Here is a 20,725-nt window from a genome sequence, read left to right on the forward strand (position 1 = left end):
ATGAGCAATCGCATTCTCGTCCTCTACGGTTCCTACCGTTCCGACCGCATGGGCATCCGCCTTGCGAATTTCGTCATCGACCGGCTGCTCGCCCGCGGCGAGGACGTCGAGTTCATCGACGCCAAGGCGGTCGGCCTGCCGATGCTGGACCGCATGTACAAGGAATACCCCAAGGGCTCGGCGCCCGAGGCGTTGGAAAAGCTGGCCGGACAGATCCGCGGCGCAGATGGCTTCATCTTCGTCACCGGCGAATACAATTGGGGCATCCAGCCCGGCCTGAAGAATCTGACCGACCACTTCCTCGAAGAATGGTTCTGGCGCCCGGCTGCGATCGTGAGCTATTCGGCCGGCCGGCTCTCGGGCGCGCGTGCTGCGACCGCATGGCACGGCACGCTGTCGGAGATGGGCATGGTGGTGGTGTCGAGCACCATCGGCGTCGGCCCGATCGCGCAGACCTTGTCGGCGGACGCCGAGCCGATCGGCGAGGGCGGCAAGGCGCTGGAACGCTCGTTCCCGCGCTTTGCGGATGATCTCGCCTGGTGGATCGAGGCGGCGAAAGCCCAGCGGGCGCGGAAAGCGCCGCCTTATTGAACTTGCTTACGCGGCCCTGACCTCGCCGAGGAAGCGGTCGAACTGGCCGGCGAGATCGCGCGACTGCGTCGAGAGCTGCTCGGCGGCGCCGAGCACTTCCCTGGCGGCGGCTCCCGTGTCGTCGGCGGCACGCTGCACGCCTGAGATGTTGGTGTTGACCTCCTGGGTGCCGCGGGCGGCCTCCTGGACGCTGCGGGCGATTTCCTTGGTGGCCGAGCCCTGTTCCTCGATCGCCGCGGCAATCGCGGTGCCGATCTGGTCGATCTCGCCGATGACGTCGGCGACGTTGCGGATCGCGGCCACGGTCTCGTCGCTGGCGGTCTGGATCGCCGTGATCTGCTCGGAGATTTCAGTCGTCGCCTTGGCGGTCTGCCCCGCCAGCGACTTCACTTCGGAGGCGACCACGGCGAAGCCGCGGCCGGCATCGCCGGCGCGGGCGGCCTCGATGGTCGCGTTCAGTGCCAGCAAATTGGTCTGCTCGGCGATGCTCTGGATCAGCGTGACGACGTCGCCGATCTTCTGTGCGCCCTCGGCGAGCGTGCGTGCGGTGTCGCCGGTGCGGCGGGCGTTCTCGACGGCGCGCGCCGCGATCTCGGTGCTCTGCGCGACCTGGCGGCCGATCTCGGAGATCGAGGAGGTCAGCTCCTCGGTGGCGCTGGCGACCGTCTGCACGTTGGTCGAGGTCTGCTCGGAGGCGGCAGCGACGACCGCGGCCTGGCTGTTGGTCTGGGCGGCCGTCGAGGTCATCGACTGCGCGGTGCTTTCCATGGTCGAGGACGCCTGGGACAGGCCGCCGACGAGCTCGGTGACCTTGGCCTCGAACGCGCGGGTGAGCTCGTCGAGGGCTTGCGCGCGGCGCATCTTGCCGTCGTTCTCCGCCTGCTTCTCGGCCGCGAGCCGGTCGGCCCGGATCATGTTGTCCTTGAACACCTGGACGGCCGCGGCCATCGCCCCGATCTCATCGGAGCGCTCGGCACCGGGGATGCTGTCCGCGACCTCGCCCTCGGCAAGCCGCGACATCCGGCCCGTCAGGTTGACGATCGGCGCGCAGACGCGGCGGCGAACCATCGTGATGAGGCCAACGCTCGCGATCAGGACCGCGGCAAGGCCTGCAAGCGCGATGATGAAGCTGGTGCGTGCGGCGGAGGAGGCGCCGGCGAGGATCTGCTCGGCATTGTCGTAGAACGCGTCGCGAACCTCGATGATGGTGCTGAGGCCACGCTGGGTGGCGGCGTAATAGGTCTCCATGTCGTGCTCGTATTTGCCGGTGACCGCACCGTCCTTGACGAGCTTGAGTTCGCGGCCGAATTCCTCGACATAGATCGAATTGAACTTCTCGAGCGCCGCGGCGACGTTCGCCGGAGTCGCCGGATTGCCGCGCAACTCGAGCAGCGCCATCACGAGCTGGTCGTTGCGGCCCTGCGAGCGGCCGATGTCGGCCTTCTCGGCGTCGGTCGCCGGCTTCTTACCGCCGACGAGATTCTTGTGCAGGCTGGAGTTGAAGCCGCCGACGTCGCGGAGCGTCATGGCCATGTTGGCGTAGCTGGCCTGCCGGTAGGCGTCACCGTTCAGGATCGCCATGCGGCGCACCTGCTCGTTGAGCAGCGCGGTCACGCCGCTGTTGAGCACGGCGTTGTCGGCGACGATCTTCTTGGCGGCGTCCTTGCGCGCCTCGGCAGGTCCGGTGAGCGCCTTGTCGATGGCGACGCGCAGCGCGGCGAATTTCGAATCGATGCCGTCGATGTTGCCGCCGATAGCGTTGCCGTCATCCAGGGAGCCCGGCAGCTCCTTGCGCAGTGCATTCATCTTGGCGCGCGCGCCGTCGGTCTGCTTGCGCAGCTTGTCTTGCTCGGCCAGCAGCGCAGGGTCGATGGTCGCAGGTCCATAGAGGATGTTGGTCGAAAAGCCGCGCTCGGGGTTGAGATATCGCGGGATGTCGCTGGCGGCACGGACGATCGCGAGCCGGCCCTGAGCCTCGCTGATCCGGTCCATTGTCTGGTACTTCGTCACGGCGACGTAGACGGCGAGGCCGCCGCCCACGGTCGAGAGGGAGACGATGGCGGTGGTCAGGAGCGTACCGATTTTCATGATCTGTCCGGCAATTGGCGCGGGGGAGAAGGATATTCTCCTGAACCTAGGATGCCCGTGTTAATCCCGGGTTTACGCTGCGGGACAGCAGCCTCTCAGCTGCCGGTTGCCATCTTCCGGGGGCGTTGATCACCCGCGCGCGGCATGCCCGTCCAGCCTGGCCAGGATCTCCAGCGTCGCGCTGTCGCGCTCGCCTGCGAAATAGCGGGTGAGCGCCTGATCGAACACGGGCTCGTCGGACACCGCTTCGAACAGCGTCATCGACGAGCGGAATTTGGCGTCGTCGGGCGCGCCGAGGATCGCGTTGATGCTCCGCCCCTGAACCGCGAGCACGAGCTTCGTGCATTCGACGAGGCGCGCCCCCAGCACGGGATGGGCGAGGTAGGCCCTGGCCTCGGCACGGGAGCCGATGGCGTAGCGCTGCGACATGGCGCTGAAGCCGAGACCGGCGATTTGCGGGAAGACGAACCACATCCAGTGAGTCTGCTTTCGGCCCCGGCCCAGCTCCCCCTGGACGTCGCGATAAACCGGGGTTTGGGCCTGAACGAAGCGTTCTAGGTCGAAAGGATCGGTCATTGGATACCCCCAGGGGTGCCTGTTCGGAGGTCGGCGGCCGCGATTATGCCTAACTTTTGGCTCCCAATGTGGTAGCTGGTATAGAGTCTCCGGGTGGGGGTTGGGCCCCCCGGGGGTCGATTTGGGGATCTGATGGTTTCCGACGCAGCACACGCCGAGAGGCTGTTGTCGCGCCGCCGTGTCGGGCGGGCCGAGCGCGTTTTGCTGTCTCTGGCTGCCGTCGCGCTGGCGCTGGGTGCTGCTGCCTGGATCGCTGATATCGGGGGGGCGCAGCTGGGCGTTTCGCCCCCGCCGGCCTCCGCCGCGTTGCCGCCTGCCAATACCCCGTCCTTTGAAGACCGTTTCGCTTCGGCGTCCGGCAATCCGCCGGCCCGGGACCTTGGCCTCAGGACGCTTGAACGGTCCGCCCTGAGCGCGGTCCAGCTCAAGCTCCGCGACGCCAAGGCGATGCTCGCCCAGAGACTCCAGGGCGATGATTGGCGCTCGACCCTGACCGATGACGACCGGCACGTGGTCGACGAGACGAGGCCCTCGCAACGTGCCGACGGCGTTCCGTTGCCGCGCTCGCGCCCGGCGCAGGCGGACTTCTCCGCACAGATCGCCTCGAGCCAGGCTTATGCCGAGACCAACCCCAGGGTCGACAACCGCAACTTCTTCGAAAAATTCACCGACAAGATCAGGTTGGCCTCGCTGACGCCCGGCGACGGCTTGTTCGGCAAGGCGCCGGATCTCGCCGCGCTCGGCTACGATTCGCGCACGGCGGTCTATGACATCAAGGCCAAGGCGCTTTACCTGCCGAGCGGCGTCGCGCTGGAAGCCCATTCCGGCATGGGCGCGCTGATGGACGACCCCGACCATGTCGATCAGCGCATGGTCGGTGCGACCCCGCCCGCGATCTACGATCTGAAGCCGCGCGAAAAGCTGTTCCACGGCGTCCGGGCGCTGCGCTTGACGCCAACCGAGGGCACCAGCGCCCTTGGCCGGGTCGGCCTGCTGACCCACAGCTACATGCTGGGCCCGCGTGGCGATTCCAACGGCTGCGTCTCGATCAAGGACTATGATCGTTTCCTCAAGGCCTGGGACAATGGCGAGTTCAACCGTCTTGTCGTGGTGCCGAGTCTGAGCGGAGCGGCAACCGCCTCGCAGCGTGCGAGCACCGACTCCTGATATTTGCCTGTCACGGCGGGGCTGCCGTTTCCCCTTCGTTAAGCCGTCATCGTCCAGAAGCAGCCCATGAGTGATCCATCAAGTTCTGCGACCCCGCTGCGTACGACGTTCAAGATCAAGCTGAACGGTGACACGCTGGCGATCGCGACTGTCGGCCAGGCCTACCAATTCCTCACCAACTTCAAGTCGGTCGAGTGGATGGAATTCCGCTCCCTGCACGATGAAGCCGTCACCGCCCTGGAAGGAGCTGCTGGTAACGCGATGCTGGCGGTGCAGGCCACCAACGCGGTGCGTGCGCTGTTCGTGAGCGCGAAGCTGCTCTGACGGGCCTTCAGCTCGCAGGCTCCCGGCTACAGGCCGTTCTGTCGCATCTTGAACTCTGCTTTAGGAACGGGCAAACGGTCCGCGAAGACCATCGTCGCAAAACCCATATGTTTGAAAACTGAATTCAACGGAGATTGCCATCATGAAACGCCGTACATTCTTGAAGGGCGGTGTAGTCGCTGGTGCGACGACGCTGGTTGCTGCGCCTGCGATCGCGCAGAGCGCGCCCGAGATCAAATGGCGCCTGACGTCGAGCTTCCCGAAGTCGCTCGACACCATCTACGGCACGGCGCAGACCTTCGCGAAATATGTTGCCGAGGCCACCGACAACAAATTCCAGATCCAGACCTTCGCCGCCGGCGAGATCGTCCCGGGCCTGCAGGCGCTCGACGCCGTCAACACCGCGACGGTGGAGATCGCGCAGACCCCGCTGTATTTCTACATCGGCAAGGAGCCGGCGCTGGCCTATGCCACCGGCGCGCCCTTCGGCATGAACCATCGCCACCAGGAATCCTGGTGGCACTTCGGCGGCGGCGCCGATCTCACCAACGAGGCGCTCAAGCCGTTCAAGGCGCATGCGATCCTCTGCGGCAATTCCGGCACCCAGATGGGCGGCTGGTTCCGCAAGGAGATCAAGACCGTCGACGACCTCAAGGGCCTGAAATTCCGCATCGCGGGCATGGGCGGTCATGTGCTGGCCAGGCTCGGTGTCGTGCCGCAGCAGATCGCGGGCGGCGACATCTATCCGGCGCTGGAGAAGGGCACGATCGACGCGGTCGAGTTCGTCGGCCCCTATGACGACGAGAAGCTCGGCTTCCAGAAGGTCGCCAAATATTACTACTTTCCGGGCTGGTGGGAAGGCGGCGCCATGCTGCACATGGTCGTCAACGACGACAGATGGGCCTCGCTGCCGAAGCAATACCAGGCCATCGTCAACCAGGCCGCGTCGGCGGCCGGGGCCTGGATGCTCGAGAAATACGACAGCGTGAATCCGGCCGCGCTGAAGCGGCTGATCGCCAATGGTGCCGAGCTGAAGGCATTCCCGCAGCCCGTGCTGGAGGCCTGCTACAACGCGACCCAGGACCATCTGAACGAGCTCGCCGCCAAGAGCGACCTGTTCAAGCGGACCAAGGACAGCCACGACGCGTATATGAAGGAATTGCTGTTCTATACGCGGATCGCGGAAAACTTCTACGACAACTACCTGCTCAGCAAGACGCGGAGCAAGAGCTGACGGTGAGGGGCGCGGTGTTCACGCCGCGCCCGGCTGTCGTAGAGTGGGCAAAGGCGCGCTTGTGCCGTGCCCCCGTTCTCTCACTTCATCGGCAATGGTGGGCACGATTGCGCTTTGACCACCTTACAAGGCTTATCGTGTGGTGTCTTACGTCGCCACCAGCCCCAGCTTGGCGTAGATGCGCCTCGCATAGGCACCGAAGGCGTCGGTGGTCTTGAGCGGAAGATCACGTGGGAAGGGCAGGTCGATCGGGAAATAGTCGGCCATCTTGGCTGGGCCCGCGGTCAGCACGGCGCAATGCGACGACAGGAACACCGCTTCCTGGATCGAGTGCGTGACGAAGATGATGGTCTTGCCGCTCTGGCGCCAGATCCGCAGCATCTCCAGGTTCATCTGCTCGCGCGTCAGCGCGTCCAGTGCGCCGAACGGCTCGTCCATCAGGATCAACTTGGGATCGTGAATGAAGGCGCGCGCGATGGCGGTGCGCTGCTGCATGCCGCCGGAGAGCTCTCGCGGATATTTCTGCTCGAAGCCGGCAAGCCCGACCAATTTGAGCAAATCGCGCGCCCGCTCGCGCGCGGCCTTCATCGGCAGTCCCACGATCTCGGCCGGCAGCAGCACGTTGTCCAGGATGGTGCGCCATTTCAGCAGCAGCGCCTGCTGGAACACCATGCCGATATCGCGGGTCGGATCGAACGGGCTGGTGGCGTTGCCGATCTTCACCGTGCCGCCGTCGGCGCCGTGCAGGCCGGCCAGGATCTTCATCACGGTGGTCTTGCCGCAGCCGGAGGGGCCGACCAGCGAGACCAACTCGCCTTCCTGCACGTCCATGGTGACGTCGGACACGGCCAGAAACTCGGCGCCACCGCTGCGATAGACCTTTCGGACGCCTTGCAGGCTGATGAACGGTTCTGAGCTCATGCCAGCCATTTGTTCAAGTTGTCGGCGACGAAGCCATCGTCGCTGAGGTCGGCGTGCTCGCGGCAGACGCGGTCGATCTCGTCCCTCTGGCCGGGGCTGAGGCCCTCGTTCGGGTCGAGGCACCACAAGCCTTTCATCAGGCCCTGGCGCCGCAACACCTCGTGGCAACCGGCGATACAGCCGTGGAAATTGTTGGCGACATCGAAGAAGGCGCTGTTGCAATCGGTGACGCGGGCATCGAGCGCCAAAAGGTCCGCGGGCACGTTGTCCTTGTGCCGCGCCGCCTTGCAGCGCTCGAACTGCTTGATCGCACTCGCCGTCCACACCGACCAGTGGCCGAGCAGACCGCCCTTGAAATAGGTGCGCGTCGTGACGCCCTTGTCGCGCAGGTCGAACGGCAGCATCAGGTCGAGCAGGATGTGATCGTCGTTGCCGGTGTAGAGCGCGACACGGTCGAGCGCACCCGCCGCAGCGACGCCGCGCAGCACGTCGAGCGTCCGATAGCGGTTGAACGGCGCAATCTTGATGGCGATGACGTTGTCGATCGCGGCAAAGCGCTGCCAGAAGCGGCTCGACAGGACGACGCCGCCAACGGCCGGCTGGAGATAGAAGCCGACCAGCGGGATTTCGGCCGCCACCGCCGTGCAATGGGCGATGATCGCGTCCTCGGAGGCGCTCTTCATCGCGGCGAGGCTGAGCAGACCGGCGTGATAGCCGATGTCGCGGGCGGTGCGGGCCTCCGTGGTTGCCTGTGCGGTCGGTCCCGCAAGGCCTGCGACCATCGCCAGCGGGCGCTTGGTCCAGTCGGCTGCGGTCTCGGCGGCAAGCTCCAGCACCGGACGATAGAGGCCGACATCGCGGATCGCGAACTGCGTCGTGTGCACGCCGACGGCGAGGCCGCCCGCGCCGGCGTCGATGTAATAGCGCGTCAGCGCGCGCTGGTGTTGCTTGTCGAGCTGGCGCTCGGCGGTGAGCGCGAGGGGATGCGCGGGCAGCACGGTGCCCTCAGCGATCAGCTTGCGGATGTCGGCGTTGATCTGACTGTGGTGCATGATGTCCTATCCGAATTCAGGGCCGGCGACGGCGAATGGCAGTTCCTCGGCCGCGACAGTGGCGGGCCCGAACCGCATACGCTGGAACGGCCGCTCGATGGTCCAGCCGGAGGCAGTCAGTCCGTCGAGGAACGCGCTTTGCGGGGCGACGGCGTCGAGCAGCAGCAGGTTCGTCTCGGAGCGCGTGATCTCGTCAACCAGGACCAGAGCTGCCGCGGCATTGTCGGCCAACAGAGGGCCAATATGACGAGCGGTGCGGCCGTCGCGCACCAGCGCAATGGCACCGTTCGCAGTAACGATGCGCGAGCCGGCGCGCTGGGCGAAGGCGGAGAGGAGGGCGGTTCGGTCGAAGCCGGTGGCTCGCCGGTCCCGCGCGGCAAGCGCTTCGAGCGTTGCGGATGGCGATGGCGGCGCTTCCGCCCGTCCAGGCCGCGCCAGCTTCAGGCGGCGCAATTGCAGCGTCGGCGTGAAGCCGAGCGGCCCGTAGACGGCAGCGCCGTCCGGCGTGGCGTCGAGCCAGCTCGTCAGGCCGTTCTGGCGTGCCGTCTCGAGGCAGGTATCCACGAGACGGGTGGCAAGGCCGCGGCGGCGGTGCGTGCCTGAGACCAGCACCATGCTGATCCAGGCGTTGTTGCCGGAATAGGGCAGCAGTGCTGCAGTTGCGACCAGCCGCATGTGGTCACGAATGCCGAACACGATTCCCTCGCGCAGGAAGATGCGCCAGTCCTCGTCGGTCTGGTTCCAGTGCGCCTCCGTCGACAGCGCGAGCCCCGCGATCGCATCGTCAGTGCCGAGCTTGAGAATGGGCGCACCGTCAGTACCGGCCATCGCGCACCTCATATTTGGTGGGCTTGCCGAGGCTCGGCATGGCGCGGGAGACCCAGTCGGCGGTCCAGGCGATCAACTGCTCGGTATCGACGACCGGAAGGCCGAACAGCGCGACCGCCTTTGACGTGTCGGTCAGCCACGCCGTCGGCTCCTCCTTGCCCGTCAGCACCGGGGCCCGACCGAACCTTGCGCCGAACTTCTGGGCGAGATCGCGCACCGCCAGGATCTCGTGGCCGCTGACATTGATCGGTGAGGTCGGCGACGTGCAATGGGCGAGGCAGCGCAGCGCCTGCGCCGACGCATCGCCCTGCCAGATGAAATTGACGTGGCCAAGGCTGACGTCGATCGGCGCGCCCGTCAGCACTTTCGTCGCGATGTCGTGCAGCACGCCGTAGCGCATGTCGATCGCGTAGTTGAGGCGGAACAGGCGGCCGGGCGTGCCGAACTTGCGCGAAAAATACTCGAACATGCGCTCGCGGCCGACGCAGGACTGGGCGTATTCACCGGGCGGGTCAGGCGCCATGTCCTCGGTCGAGCCTTTGCCGTCGACGCGGACGAACGGATAGACGCAGCCGGTCGAGAACGCCACGATGCGCGAGGACGGGAAGGCCTGCGCGACCAGCGCCGGCACGTGCGCGTTCATCGCCCAGGTCAGCGACAGATCGCCCTCGGCGCCGAACTTGCGGCCGGCCATGAAGACGATGTTCGGCGCCTTGGGCAGCGCCTGGATGGCCTTTTCGTCCATCAGGTCGCAATTGATCGTCTCGACGCCGCGCGTATGCAACCAGTCCTTCACGCCGGCCTCGCTGAAGCGGGCGACGCCGATGACGCGGCGGTCCGGCGCGGCCGCCTTCGCAAGTCCCGCCAGCGTCGGGCCCATCTTGCCGCCGACGCCGAGGATCATGATGTCGCCCTCGACCTTTTTGAGGTCGTCGATGAGGGCCTGGGTTGGCCGGCACAGCAGCTCGTCGAGGGTCGCGATATCGGGGATGGTCTTCGGCAGGGTCTCGCGGGCAAGCAGCATGGATTGGGTCCTTGGGTCTGCCGTTGTCAGGTCTGTCTGGCGTCGCCGACGACGAACATGCGTTCGAGGGCGAGCACCAGGCCATAGAGAGTGACCCCAAGCAGCGTCAGCAGCACGACCGCCATTACCATGGCGGGTGTGTCGAGGGCCGACTGCACCTGGATCATGAGGTAGCCGAGCCCGCGCTCGGAGGCGATGAACTCGCCGACGATGGCGCCGGCGACCGCCAGGATGGCGCCGACCTTCATGCCGGAGAACACGTAAGGCAGCGATCCCGGCAGCTGGATCTTGCGGAACAGCGTCCAGCGCGAGCCGCGCAGCGATTTGACGAGATCGAGCAGGTCAGGCTCGACCTCGCGCAGGCCGCGCGCGGTGGTGAGCAGGATCGGGAAGAAGCAGATGCTGAAGGCGATCAGGATGTTCGGCACGATGCCGTAGGAGAACCAGACGATGAAGAGCGGGCCGAGCGCGACCTTCGGGATCATGTTCAGCGTCACGAACAGCGGCAGCAGCACGAGGCTCAGCAGCGGCGCCCAGCTGAAGATCACCGCGAGCGCGACGCCGACGACGGCGCCGAGCGCGAAGCCGCCGAGGATCTCGACCGCGGTCACCAGCGTGTTGGCGCCCCAGGCATAGCTCGCGGTCCCCAGCGTCTGCACGGTCGCCAGCGGGGAGGGCAGGATGAATTTCGGCACATGGAAGGCATCGACCGCGACCTGCCACAGCACGAGCACGGCGAGGTGCACGACCAGGATGATCGCAAAGCCGCGCCAGCTGCGTGCCCTGTCTGCTGCCACCGATTGCTCCCTGTTGGCGCGGCTGCGATGCCGCAAATCTTCAGCCCAAGCAGTCGCAAGCCTAGCCGGCCTCGGGGCAAGTTTCAACCAGTTGGTTGATTATGGCCGGAGCGACTGCAGCACCAGGTCGGCGACGTGCCGGCGGCGGGTGCGCCGCTGGGTGCGGCTCGACAGGTCCTTGCCGAAGATCGCCGACAGCGTCGGCGTGTTGGAGAAGAAGAAATAGCTGAGGCCGGCAATGGAGATATAGAGCTGGACCGGGTCGATCCCCTTGCGGAACACGCCCGCGCGCACGCCTTCCTTGAGGATGTGCGAGACGCTCTTCACCAGCGGGGAATGCATCGCTTCCAGCCGCGTCGAGCCCCGGACGTGGCGGGCGCCGCCGCGGTTTTCGTCGTTCAAAAGCACGATGAAATCAGGGTTTGCGGCCAGATGGTCGAACGAGGCCTCGATCAGCCGGCGGATCGCCTTCTCCGGCGGCAGGCCTTCGAGATTGAGCTTTCGCTCCTGCTCGCGAATGTCCTCATAGACCCATTCGAGCACGGCGAGGTAGAGCGCGTCCTTGTCGCCGAAATAGTGGTAGACCAGCTGCTTGTTGACGCCGGCGCGCATCGCGATCTCGTCGACGCGGGCGCCGGCAAAGCCGTGCCGGGCGAACTCCTGGCGGGCCGCGGTGAGGAGTTTCTTGCGGGTGGCAACGGGGTCGCGCCGCTGCGGCACGGTGTCGCCAGATCGTTTTGCGGGCATTTCCAACCAAACAGTTGACAAGTTGAGGGCGGGCTTGTTGCATTGGTATCCTCACACGGGGAGAGCGACAAGCCGGGTCGCGGCAATGAGGAGAGATGCGATGAAGCGTTTGCAGGCGGCGGGCTCGGCCCTTGTCTTGACCCTGATGCTCGGCATGGCCGCGGTGCCCGCGCAGGCGGGGGAGGCCGTCAACCTGATCCTGAACTGGACGCCCACGGCCGATCACTCGCCGTACTATTACGCCAAGGCGCAGGGCTGGTACGAGAAATCAGGCATCGATCTCACCATCGAGATCGGCAAGGGCTCCGGCGTCTCCGCCGCCAAGGTCGGCTCCGGCGGCTCGCCCTTCGGCGTCGCCGATCTCGCCACCATGCTGGTGGCCAAGAGCAAGGGCGCCGACACGGTCGCGGTGATGAGCGTCTATGCCAATACCGGGCAGACCTTCTACTGGCTGAAGAGCCATGGCGTGAACGGGGTCAAGGATTTCGCCGGCCACAAGATCGGCAATCCTCCAGGCGATGCCTCGCGCGTGATGTGGCCGGCCTTCGCCAAGGCCGCAGGGCTTGCGCCCGACTCCGTCGGCTTCGTCAATGTCGGGCCGACGGCGAAGATCGCGGCGCTGAAGAGCCACACCGTCGACATCATCAGCGACTTCTACAACGAGCACGATCTGAAGGTGATCGAGTTCGGCCAGGACCTCGGCTACGTCAACTGGAAGGACATCGGGCTCAACCCTTACGGCAACTCGCTGATCGTCAACGGCGCCTATTTGCAGAAGAATCCGAAGGTGGTCGAGGACTTCGTGCGCGTCACCCAGAAGGCCTTTGCGGCCTGCGTCGCCGACGCCACGCCGTGCCTGAAGGCGTTGCTCGACCAGGTCTCGGGTCTCGACAAGGAAAACCAGGAGCGCCAGTGGGAACGCATCAAGTTCCTGATGACGGACGAGTTCACGACGACCAAGGGGCTAGGCTGGATCGACGGCGAGCGGATGAAAAAGGACTACGAGCTGGTCCAGACCTATCTCGGCATGGAGAAGCCGTTCGATGTCACGACGGCGTTTACGACCAAGATGCTGGATCCCGCGATCAAGATGGATGCGAGCAAGGTGAAGAAGTAGGGGACCTTTAGCCCCACGCGCGGTGTCATGCCCCGGCTCGATCGGGGCATCCAGTACGCCGCGGCCTGTCGATCGACTCGCGAGCGTCTCGGAGCACTGGATCGCCCGGTCAAGCCGGGCGACGACGGCGGTGTGCCGGGCGAGAGCGAGCGTCCAAAGGGCGCTTGGCCACCATCCTGCCACGTAATCCCACGGAGAATTAACTCGCCGTTAACCATATCCGCCGCATCGTTAACCATTCAATAACAGGGAACGAGTCGGCCGCTATGGAGGCTGCAGTCAAACCTCAACGCCAAATGGTGCGCCTGCGCGGGCGCTCCTATGTGGCATTCGTGTTTACGCCGACGGTTCCGGTCCAGGACTGGCTGCACGAGATCGACGCCACCATCGCGCGCTCGCCGGGCTTCTTTGCCGGCCGGCCCGTGGTGATCGATTTATCCTCGGTCGATCTCAGCCAGTCCGGCATCGGCCATCTGCTCACCAGCCTGCAGGACCGCAATATCCGCGTGCTCGGCATCGAGGGCGTGGAGGAGGCGAGGCTGACCCCGATGATGCCGCCGCTGCTCTCGGGGGGGCGCAGCTGCGTGGTCGAGCCGACCGCGCCGAAGAAGCCCGAATCGAAGTCCGAGACCAAGCCGACCTCGCTGCTGTTGGAAAACCCGGTGCGCTCGGGCCAGACCGTGATCTTCCCGGAAGGCGACGTCACCATCCTGGGCTCGGTCGGGTCCGGCGCGGAAGTCGTCGCCGGTGGCTCGATCCACATCTACGGCGCCTTGCGCGGCCGCGCGATGGCTGGCGTGAACGGTCACACCAGCGCGCGCATCTATTGCCAGAAGATCGAAGCCGAGCTGCTTGCGATCGATGGGTTTTATCAGACCGCCGACGATATCGACGCCGCGCTTCGCGGGCGGCCTGCCCAGGCCTTCCTGCAGGGCAACACCATGCGAATTACCGCGCTGAACTGACCAGAAGGAGATTTCAGAAATGGCCAAGGTACTGGTCGTGACATCAGGCAAGGGCGGGGTCGGCAAGACCACGACGACCGCCGCCCTGGGAGCAGCGCTGGCGCAGCGCGGCGACAAGGTCGTCGTCGTCGATTTCGACGTCGGCCTGCGCAACCTCGACCTCGTCATGGGTGCCGAGCGCCGCGTGGTGTTCGACCTCATCAACGTGGTGCAGGGTGTTGCGAAACTCCCGCAGGCGCTGATCAAGGACAAGCGGCTGGAAAACCTCTGGCTGCTGCCGGCCTCGCAAACCCGCGACAAGGATGCGTTGACGGAAGAGGGGGTCGGCAAGGTCATCGAGGACCTGCGCGCCCGCTTCGACTGGGTGATCTGCGACAGCCCGGCCGGCATCGAGCGCGGCGCCTCCATGGCGATGCGCTTTGCGGATGAAGCCGTGATCGTCACCAATCCGGAAGTCTCCTCGGTGCGCGATTCCGACCGCATCATCGGCATGCTCGATTCCAAGACGGTACGGGCCGAGAAGGGCGAGCGCGTCGAGAAGCACATTCTCATCACCCGCTACGACCCTTCGCGCGCCGCGCGCGGTGAGATGCTGACCATCGAGGACATCCTTGAGATCCTCGCAACGCCGCTGCTGGGCATCATCCCCGAGAGCCAGGACGTGCTGCGTGCCTCCAACGTCGGCACGCCGGTGACCCTGTCGAACGCCGACGGTGCGCCTGCGCGGGCCTATATCGACGCGGCGCGCCGGCTCTGCGGCGACACCGTGCCGATGCAGGTGCCGACCGAGCGGAAGGGCTTCATAGATCGTCTGCTGCGACGGAGGGCTGCATGAGCATGGGTCTGCTCCGGCTTCTCCGTGGCAACAAGGCTTCCGCACCCGTCGCTCGCGAACGGTTGCAGATCCTGTTGGCCCATGAACGCGGAATGCGCGGCCAGCCCGACCTGCTCGGCGTGCTGCGCGAGGAGATTCTCGCCGTCGTGTCCAAGCATGTGATGCTGGATCCGACCAAGGTCATCGTGCGGCTCGAGCGCGGCGACGAGGTCTCGACCCTCGAGGTCGATATCGAGGTGCCCAATGATTTCGAGCGCAAGAAAGTGGCGGTCGCGTAAGGGCGCGGCCGGCGGCTCCCAGCTTTGGGGTGGGTGAGAAGGCGGTCCGCCGGGCATGGCGGGCCGCCTTCGTCGTTCCGGGCGGATCGAGCTCCGGCGAGGGTCGATGTGATCGGCTCGGCCGGAACGGCGATCATGGCGAGATCGTTGTCCCGGACGCGGGGCGCCGAGCCGGGCGCCGCGGTTTCCTAATAGCGGGAGAAAAGCCCATGATGTCCGAGGTCCAGGTCCACACCGTCGCGCGGCAGATGCTCGAACAGCACGGTTTTGCTGCGATCGCGAAGGCTGCCGAGCAGGCTCAGGCCTGCGAGGGCCGCGGCGAGGCCGACGAGGCCAAGGAATGGCGCCACATCGCCGACGCCATGAAGATCATGCGCGGGCCTGCCCACAGCTGATCTTTTCAAGTCCGGTCGGTTCCATCCTTGATCATCTCCAGGACGCGGGCAGCCAGCGCCTCGACCACGAATGGCTTCGTCAGCACCTGCATGCCCGGGGCGAGCTGGCCGTTGCCGATGATCGCGTTCTCCGCGTAGCCGGTGATGAAAAGCACTTTCAACGCCGGCCGGGTGGTACGCGCGGCATCCGCGAGCTGGCGCCCGTTCATGCCGCCGGGCAGGCCGACATCGGTCACGAGCAGGTCGATTCTCGGATCCGATTGCAGGATGTTCAGGCCGGTCGGCCCGTCATGGGCTTCCGTGACGTTGAAACCGATCTCCTCCAGCGCGTCGGTCAGCAGCATCCGGATCGAAGGCTCGTCATCGACGATCAGGATGGTGTGGCTTGCCTCCGAGCGCACCGCATTCCTGGTGGCGGGCAGTGAAGGCTTGTCCGCTTCCTTGCCGTAATGGCGCGGGAGATAGAGGCACATGGTCGTGCCCTGGCCAACCTCGGAATAGATCCGGAGCTGGCCGCCGGACTGGCGGACGAAGCCATAGACCATGGAGAGCCCGAGGCCGGTGCCCTGGCCGATCGGCTTGGTCGTGAAGAACGGATCGAAGGCGCGCGCGATCACCTCGGGCGTCATGCCGGCGCCGGTATCGGTGACGCAGAGCGAGACGTATTGCCCGGGACTTAAGTCGAGTTCGGCGGCGGCGTGCTCGTCGAGCCAGCGGTTGGCGGTCTCGATCGTGAGCCGGCCGCCTTCGGGCATCGCATCGCGGGCGTTGATGCAGAGGTTGAGCAGGGCATTCTCGAGCTGCGAGGCATCGATCAGCGTCGCCCACATTCCGCCTGAGGTGACGACCTCCAGGGCGATCTCCGGGCCGACTGTGCGCCGGACCAGCTCTTCCATGCCCATCACGAGGCGATTTACGTCGGTCGGCTTGGGATCGAGCGTCTGCCGCCGCGAGAAGGCCAGCAGCCGGTGCGTCAGCGCGGCAGCACGCTTGGCGGCGCCTTGCGCCGCCGTCACGTAGCGGTCGATGTCCTTGATGCGGCCTTGGCCGAGCCGGACCTGCAGCAGTTCCAGCGAGCCAATGATGCCGGTGAGCAGATTGTTGAAGTCGTGCGCGAGACCGCCGGTGAGCTGGCCGACCGCCTCCATCTTCTGCGACTGCCGCAGCGCTTCCTCCGCCTCGTGCAGCCTCTCCTGCTCCTTCAAACGATCTGTGACGTCGTAGCTGAAATGGTAGGCGCCGAGCGGCCGGCCGCTGCCGTCGCGCAGGCAATTGAAGCGCATCTCGTAGAACCGGCGGGCCCGCCCGGGCGCGCCAAACTCGGCGACCTCGACGAACGCTTCTCCGGCGAGGGCGCGGGACCAGACCGCGCGGACGGCGTCGCGATGCTCGGGTTGATCCTCAAGCAGCTCAAGCATGTTGTCACCGACCTTCGGCAAGATGCCGTAGATGCGATGAAATTCGCGCGCCGAGGCACCGTTGATCGCAAGCCAGCGAAAGTCCGGATCGACGACCTGGACGAAGGCGTCGGTGCCCTCGACAAGGTCGGCCATCAGCTTGCGCTCGGCCAGCGCCGCCACCACGCGCGCTTCGAGCGTCTCGTTGAGCTGCTGCAGCTCCCGCTCGGCCCCCTTGCGCGCGGTGATGTCCTGGAACAGCACGGCGACCTGCTTGCGGCTGGCGGGCTCGACGCGGAAGGCGGCGAGCTCGAGATGGCGGCCGGTCGCAACCAGCTCGCGCTCGAACCGGATCGGTCGGCCCGTCCGCAGGACATCGCGATAGAGCTCCACCCAGCCGTCGGCCTCGTCCGGAACCATCTCCCGGACCTTCTGGCCGACCACATTGGGAATGCCGGCGTGCTGGGTGTAGGCGGGATTGGCTTCGACATGCACATAATCGCTGAGCGGCCCGTGCGGCCCGTCGAAGAATTCGATGATGCAAAAGCCTTCGTCAATCGAGTTGAACAGCGTCCGATACCGCTCTTCGCTCTCGGCCAGCGCGGATTCCGCCCGGCGGCGCAGGGTCTGGTCGGCGGCGCCAAGCGCCTTCAGGCGGGCGTTTTCCTCCTCCAGCGTCTTCAGACGGCGTTGGAGGTCCTGAAACTCGATGGAATCCACAATCGCTCGCGGGGTTGGCGCTTCCAAGGGCCGCTCCTCGGCCCTGTCCACGGTTTGGGACGGTCACACGTTCCGCGGCAAGCCACCGGCTCAACGCTGATGGAACCTGAGAGTTCCCGCCGCGCTGGCGGCTCAACGCTCACCCTGATCGGTGCCACGTCCACCGGACTTGTGCTGCGTCTGCGGCTGGGCGCGCTCACCTGTCTCCTTGCAGGGGAGCTGCTCCCAGGATCCGTCCGGTGCCTGTTGATAGGCACTGCACGACGACGACGAGGCCGATTTGTCCTCGCCCTTCTGGGCACCGGAGTTCTTCGCCAGTGCCGGGGTGGCCAGCGCCGCGCCGGCGGCGAACGCAGCGGTGAAAACGAGGCGGGCAATCCGCATGGGCTTCTCCTGTTCGAAGAAGCCCGCATGCTGGCGAGGAATGTGACGATTGTTGGCCGGGGCAGGGTTTCCGTGACGCGTGCTTAACGCGGCCAAACCCGGGCTCGCTAGCCGCCCTTGGCGCGGATCAGGCCGGCAAGGTTGGTCTTCTGGACCTCGCACCAGCTCGGCATGCCGAGGCGGCGCTGGTTGAGATCGGTCGCCTGGGTCGCCACCGCAACCTCGGCCATCAGATCGTCGTCCTGCTTCTCGCCCATCTTGCCGCCGGTGTGCATCCAGGCGATCGCCTTACGCACCTTCTCGGTGGTGCCCTCGGGCAAGTGCATCTGCTCCGCCTTCTGCACGAGATCCTGGTAGGCGACGTCCGTGCCCGGGCATTCGACCTTGGCGGCGAAGGCCTGCAGGACCAGCGTCACATAGGTCGAGCGTGGGTGGTCCTCGGCCTGGGCCGGAGCGGCGATCAGCAACAGGCCAGCCATCAGGAAACCGTAGCGCATCCTTGGTATCTCCTCCGATTTTTGGAGGAGGCTAACGTCCGGCGAGCTGCTCCGCAATGGTGCAAGGTGCGAATTTGTCGCTCCCCGCTGCAGTGCGCTATCGTGGTCCGCATTCCGGTCCCGGAGAGCGAGATGAGCCTGTTCAGCACGCCGTTCGATCCCACTCGTGACAAGGCGCTCGTGACCGGCGCGGGCAACGGCATCGGCCGCGCGATTGCGCAGGCCTTGGTCGGCGAGGGCGTCCGGACCGTGTTCGCCGACGTCAACGCCGAGCGGGTGACGGCCGCGATCGGCGCCTGCGCGAAGCCTGAACTGGCGGTGCCCTGGGTCGGCGATCTCGCCGAGCTCGAGGCATGCGACGCATTGCTTGCCTCCGCGAACGCAGCATTGGGCGAGATCACTCATTTCGTCCACAGCGCATCGCCGCAGCGGCGCGAGGCGGATCATGCGCTTGCGGTCGATCGGAGGACCTGGCAGCAGATGCATGCCGTCAATCTCGATGCCGGCTTCCATCTGGCGCGCGAACTCGCCAAGCGGCTGATCGCGGCGAAGCGGCCGGGCTCGTTCCTGTTTCTCACGTCGCTGCATGCGGGCACGCCGCGCAACCTTCCGCATTATTCGACGGCGAAGGCGGGGATGGCGATGCTGGTGAAGGAGCTCGCCAAGACGTTTGGCCGTGACGGTATCCGTGTCAACGCGCTGGTGCCGGGTGCAATCGCCGCCGGCGGGTTCGTCGCGGATCCCTCGCTGGCGAAACACATTCCACTCGGGCGGCTCGGCGAGGCCAGTGACCTTGCGCCGATGGCGCTCGCGGTGCTGTCGAACAAGCTGTCCGGTTACGTCACCGGCGCGGCCTTCGTCGTCGACGGCGGCTTGTCGCTGACCAACTGGTTCGAGCCGCCGGCGACGGACGACTAGTCAGCGGCGCCAGGCCGGCACCGGATCGAGCGGCGTGCGATAGATCTCCTTGTGATCGCGATCGGTGACGCGCACCGCGCAACCCTTCTGCTGCAGCTCGGGCTTCACCTGCGACAGCTCGCACGCCAGCTGATCGGCGCGGTCGGAGGCAACCTCGATGTCCTCGAGAATGATTCCGCCCTGGTTTCTGAACTCTTCACCAACCACAAGATCGAAGGAGTAGTAAGGCATCCGAATTCCCCGATGTGAGGAGCTGAGCTTCCGTGGAAGTCTCAACACATGTTCGGATGTTACCATTGAGTCGATAGCTGGAGGATGAACGGGCCGCGCAATCTCTGTGCTTATGGCGCAGAAATGATGTGCAAGCTGTGAGCGCATTAACATTTAATTAAATATGTCGGCGCGATCATAAGGCATGGAATTGCAGCAGAACCGGGCTCCGGGAACCGGCAGCTGCAAGAGAAGGCCGCCGGCTTAGATCCCGACGGCCTTTTCTCTTGAGCGGAAGATGACCTGCGCATCGCTTTTCCGTAGTTGCCCGGACTCAACGCATCACATCGACTCGGGACAGCGTAGGCGAGACATCGTGGCGTGCGCCGCGCTGTTGCGCGGTTTAGCGCAGCGGCATCGGCGGACGTACGACGGGGCCGTCGTCGTCGGCAACGGCTTGAGTCGTGGTGACCGGTGCGGCCGGTGGCGGCGGCATCGCGGCAGCTTGTGAAGGCGGCGGTGGAGGCGCGAGCGGTGCGGGCGAATAGGCCGGCATGTAGGTGCGCGACACGACCGGCTTCGGCTTGTGAACCGGCTGCGCCCCCGCAGGCTTCGGCGGTAGCGCAGCGGCGCGTGCGCGCGGATCAATCGGCCTCGCATCGGCAGATGGTTTCGGCGCGGGCGGTTTCGCCATCTCGCGCGCCATCTGCTCCTGTCCGGCTTTCAGCTCGGCGATGTTGGCCTTGAGCTGCTCGATCTGCTGCGCCATGGCGGCGAGGTCGCGCGTCATCGATTGCACCGACTGCGCGGCATCTGACGCCGTTGCCGCAGGCGCGGTGGCCGCAACCTGAACCGGGGGCGGTGCGGCGGGTTCCGCTGCCGTTTGGTTGACGGCCGCTTGTGCCACCGGCGGAGCGGCTTGCTCCGCAGGCGGCGCGGCCTGCGCGCCGGCGACCGGCGCCGTCTGCGCTGGGGAAGGCAGCAGCGACGTTAGCGATGCGAATGCAGGCGTCCATTCGGCGAGCACCTGCTTGGCCTTGTCGCCATGTTGCTCCCAGGCGATCGTGGCGGCCGCGCTTGATCCAGCAAACAGGAACGTGACGAACGCACCGCGCAGCCACTTGCGCATGGCGGATCGCTTCTGCGGGCCGCGACCCTCGCTCGCCGCGACGCGTATGGCGGTGTCGACCGAGGCCGGCGCGGTCGGCTGCGGCTCCGCAACAGGACTGAACTTGGGCTCCACAGAGATCCTGCGTTCCAGAGAAGCTCTCGGCTCCGGCGCGAATTTCGGCTCCGGTCGCGGCGCGACGTCGGGCGCCAGCGCGGGCGCAACACTGATCGGGCGTGAGGCCAGCACAATGTCGGGCGAAATCTGAATCGCGTCGTGCGGATCGTTGTCCTTGACCGTGTCCTTCACGATCTCATCGACGATTTGCTTGGGGTTCAGCGTCGCGAGCATCGCAGCTCCTCTGAGGCCCGGGCACTTGAAGCCCGGGTGTTAAGTCCTGGTCGTCCGCATTGGCGCGAGCCGATCTGTTGCAGTGAACCCACCCAAACGGATGGGCCCGACCCGATGACGCACGAGTCCAGCCGGGTTTGACCAAAGCAAGGCGAGGGGATGGAGATCATGCGACGCTCTTCCGCCGTTTGTGGTGATGGA

At 65.9% G+C, this 20,725-nt stretch carries 23 protein-coding genes; 10 read left to right on the forward strand and 13 right to left on the reverse strand.

What is annotated here, in order from left to right; all coding sequences use genetic code 11:
* The gene (locus CO669_RS16290; RefSeq protein WP_097660817.1) at positions 1-591 is read left to right on the forward strand and encodes an NADPH-dependent FMN reductase; all 591 of its coding nucleotides are present in this window, start codon (positions 1-3) and stop codon (positions 589-591) included.
* Between the two features lie 6 nt (positions 592-597).
* Here CO669_RS16290 and CO669_RS16295 read toward each other — a convergent pair whose 3' ends face one another.
* Both CO669_RS16295 and CO669_RS16300 read right to left on the reverse strand, forming a co-directional pair.
* On the reverse strand, positions 598-2,679 hold the full coding sequence (locus CO669_RS16295; protein WP_097660818.1) for a methyl-accepting chemotaxis protein: 2,082 nt from the start codon (positions 2,677-2,679) through the stop codon (positions 598-600).
* A 129-nt stretch (positions 2,680-2,808) separates the two neighbouring features.
* Entirely contained in the window at positions 2,809-3,255 is a 447-nt protein-coding gene (locus CO669_RS16300; protein WP_097660819.1) for a DUF1810 domain-containing protein, read from the reverse strand.
* Between the two features lie 201 nt (positions 3,256-3,456).
* Between CO669_RS16300 and CO669_RS16305 the strand changes: the two genes are divergently transcribed.
* The 3 genes from CO669_RS16305 (at position 3,457) to CO669_RS16315 (ending at position 5,980) form a co-directional block, all read left to right on the forward strand.
* Positions 3,457-4,422 (forward strand): DUF2778 domain-containing protein, encoded by a 966-nt coding sequence (locus tag CO669_RS16305; protein ID WP_198964069.1) that lies wholly within the window; start codon positions 3,457-3,459, stop codon positions 4,420-4,422.
* A gap of 66 nt (positions 4,423-4,488) precedes the next feature.
* Positions 4,489-4,746, forward strand: a complete 258-nt coding sequence (locus CO669_RS16310; RefSeq protein ID WP_097660821.1) for a hypothetical protein — start codon at positions 4,489-4,491, stop codon at positions 4,744-4,746.
* A gap of 142 nt (positions 4,747-4,888) precedes the next feature.
* Entirely contained in the window at positions 4,889-5,980 is a 1,092-nt protein-coding gene (locus CO669_RS16315) for a TRAP transporter substrate-binding protein (protein WP_097660822.1), read from the forward strand.
* Positions 5,981-6,127: 147 nt separating this feature from the next.
* Here the strand turns inward: CO669_RS16315 and CO669_RS16320 are convergent, their stop codons facing one another.
* The 6 genes from CO669_RS16320 to CO669_RS16345 form a co-directional block, all read right to left on the reverse strand.
* Positions 6,128-6,910 (reverse strand): ABC transporter ATP-binding protein, encoded by a 783-nt coding sequence (locus CO669_RS16320; protein ID WP_097660823.1) that lies wholly within the window; start codon positions 6,908-6,910, stop codon positions 6,128-6,130.
* Complete coding sequence (locus tag CO669_RS16325) at positions 6,898-7,953, reverse strand: dihydrodipicolinate synthase family protein (RefSeq protein WP_097660824.1); 1,056 nt, start codon at positions 7,951-7,953, stop codon at positions 6,898-6,900. The genes CO669_RS16320 and CO669_RS16325 overlap by 13 nt, the downstream gene beginning before the upstream one ends.
* 6 nt (positions 7,954-7,959) lie before the next feature.
* Positions 7,960-8,781 carry a GNAT family N-acetyltransferase gene (locus tag CO669_RS16330; RefSeq protein ID WP_097660825.1) on the reverse strand — a complete coding sequence of 274 codons (822 nt, stop codon included), beginning with the start codon at positions 8,779-8,781 and terminating at the stop codon, positions 7,960-7,962.
* Positions 8,768-9,805, reverse strand: a complete 1,038-nt coding sequence (locus CO669_RS16335) for an NAD-dependent epimerase/dehydratase family protein (RefSeq protein ID WP_097660826.1) — start codon at positions 9,803-9,805, stop codon at positions 8,768-8,770. Before CO669_RS16335 ends, CO669_RS16330 begins: the two co-directional genes overlap by 14 nt.
* Positions 9,806-9,831: 26 nt before the next feature.
* Positions 9,832-10,602: an ABC transporter permease gene (locus CO669_RS16340; RefSeq protein ID WP_097660827.1), complete on the reverse strand. Its 771-nt coding sequence runs from the start codon at positions 10,600-10,602 to the stop codon at positions 9,832-9,834.
* Positions 10,603-10,701: 99 nt separating this feature from the next.
* Positions 10,702-11,349 carry a TetR/AcrR family transcriptional regulator gene (locus CO669_RS16345; RefSeq protein ID WP_097660828.1) on the reverse strand — a complete coding sequence of 216 codons (648 nt, stop codon included), beginning with the start codon at positions 11,347-11,349 and terminating at the stop codon, positions 10,702-10,704.
* A 100-nt stretch (positions 11,350-11,449) separates the two neighbouring features.
* Here CO669_RS16345 and CO669_RS16350 point away from each other — a divergent pair, with 100 nt between their 5' ends.
* The 5 genes from CO669_RS16350 (at position 11,450) to CO669_RS16375 (ending at position 14,939) form a co-directional block, all read left to right on the forward strand.
* A complete protein-coding gene (locus CO669_RS16350) occupies positions 11,450-12,466 on the forward strand; it encodes an ABC transporter substrate-binding protein (RefSeq protein WP_097660829.1) in 1,017 nt (338 codons plus the stop codon).
* 266 nt (positions 12,467-12,732) lie between these two features.
* The gene (gene minC / locus CO669_RS16360; RefSeq protein ID WP_097660831.1) at positions 12,733-13,431 is read left to right on the forward strand and encodes a septum site-determining protein MinC; all 699 of its coding nucleotides are present in this window, start codon (positions 12,733-12,735) and stop codon (positions 13,429-13,431) included.
* Positions 13,432-13,450: 19 nt separating this feature from the next.
* Positions 13,451-14,266: a septum site-determining protein MinD gene (gene minD / locus CO669_RS16365; protein ID WP_097660832.1), complete on the forward strand. Its 816-nt coding sequence runs from the start codon at positions 13,451-13,453 to the stop codon at positions 14,264-14,266.
* Entirely contained in the window at positions 14,263-14,544 is a 282-nt protein-coding gene (minE, locus tag CO669_RS16370) for a cell division topological specificity factor MinE (protein ID WP_097660833.1), read from the forward strand. The genes minD and minE overlap by 4 nt, the downstream gene beginning before the upstream one ends.
* Positions 14,545-14,753: 209 nt before the next feature.
* Positions 14,754-14,939, forward strand: a complete 186-nt coding sequence (locus CO669_RS16375; RefSeq protein ID WP_094974415.1) for a hypothetical protein — start codon at positions 14,754-14,756, stop codon at positions 14,937-14,939.
* 5 nt (positions 14,940-14,944) lie between these two features.
* On the opposite strand, the gene CO669_RS16380 is transcribed toward CO669_RS16375, so the two are convergent.
* From CO669_RS16380 to CO669_RS16390, 3 genes are all read right to left on the reverse strand, one after another.
* Positions 14,945-17,083, reverse strand: coding sequence for a PAS domain-containing protein (locus CO669_RS16380; protein WP_502694484.1), 2,139 nt, complete (start codon positions 17,081-17,083; stop codon positions 14,945-14,947).
* 105 nt (positions 17,084-17,188) lie between these two features.
* Entirely contained in the window at positions 17,189-17,440 is a 252-nt protein-coding gene (locus CO669_RS16385) for a hypothetical protein (RefSeq protein ID WP_097660835.1), read from the reverse strand.
* 107 nt (positions 17,441-17,547) lie between these two features.
* Positions 17,548-17,937, reverse strand: coding sequence for a hypothetical protein (locus tag CO669_RS16390; protein ID WP_097660836.1), 390 nt, complete (start codon positions 17,935-17,937; stop codon positions 17,548-17,550).
* Positions 17,938-18,069: 132 nt separating this feature from the next.
* Between CO669_RS16390 and CO669_RS16395 the strand changes: the two genes are divergently transcribed.
* Entirely contained in the window at positions 18,070-18,855 is a 786-nt protein-coding gene (locus tag CO669_RS16395) for an SDR family NAD(P)-dependent oxidoreductase (protein ID WP_097660968.1), read from the forward strand.
* On the opposite strand, the gene CO669_RS16400 is transcribed toward CO669_RS16395, so the two are convergent.
* Together CO669_RS16400 and CO669_RS16405 are read right to left on the reverse strand one after the other, a co-directional pair.
* On the reverse strand, positions 18,856-19,086 hold the full coding sequence (locus tag CO669_RS16400; RefSeq protein WP_097660837.1) for a DUF6894 family protein: 231 nt from the start codon (positions 19,084-19,086) through the stop codon (positions 18,856-18,858).
* 382 nt (positions 19,087-19,468) lie between these two features.
* On the reverse strand, positions 19,469-20,524 hold the full coding sequence (locus tag CO669_RS16405; protein WP_097660838.1) for a hypothetical protein: 1,056 nt from the start codon (positions 20,522-20,524) through the stop codon (positions 19,469-19,471).
* Positions 20,525-20,725: the final 201 nt, after the last annotated feature.

Source organism: Bradyrhizobium sp. Y36, from assembly GCF_002531575.1.
Lineage (GTDB): Bacteria > Pseudomonadota > Alphaproteobacteria > Rhizobiales > Xanthobacteraceae > Bradyrhizobium.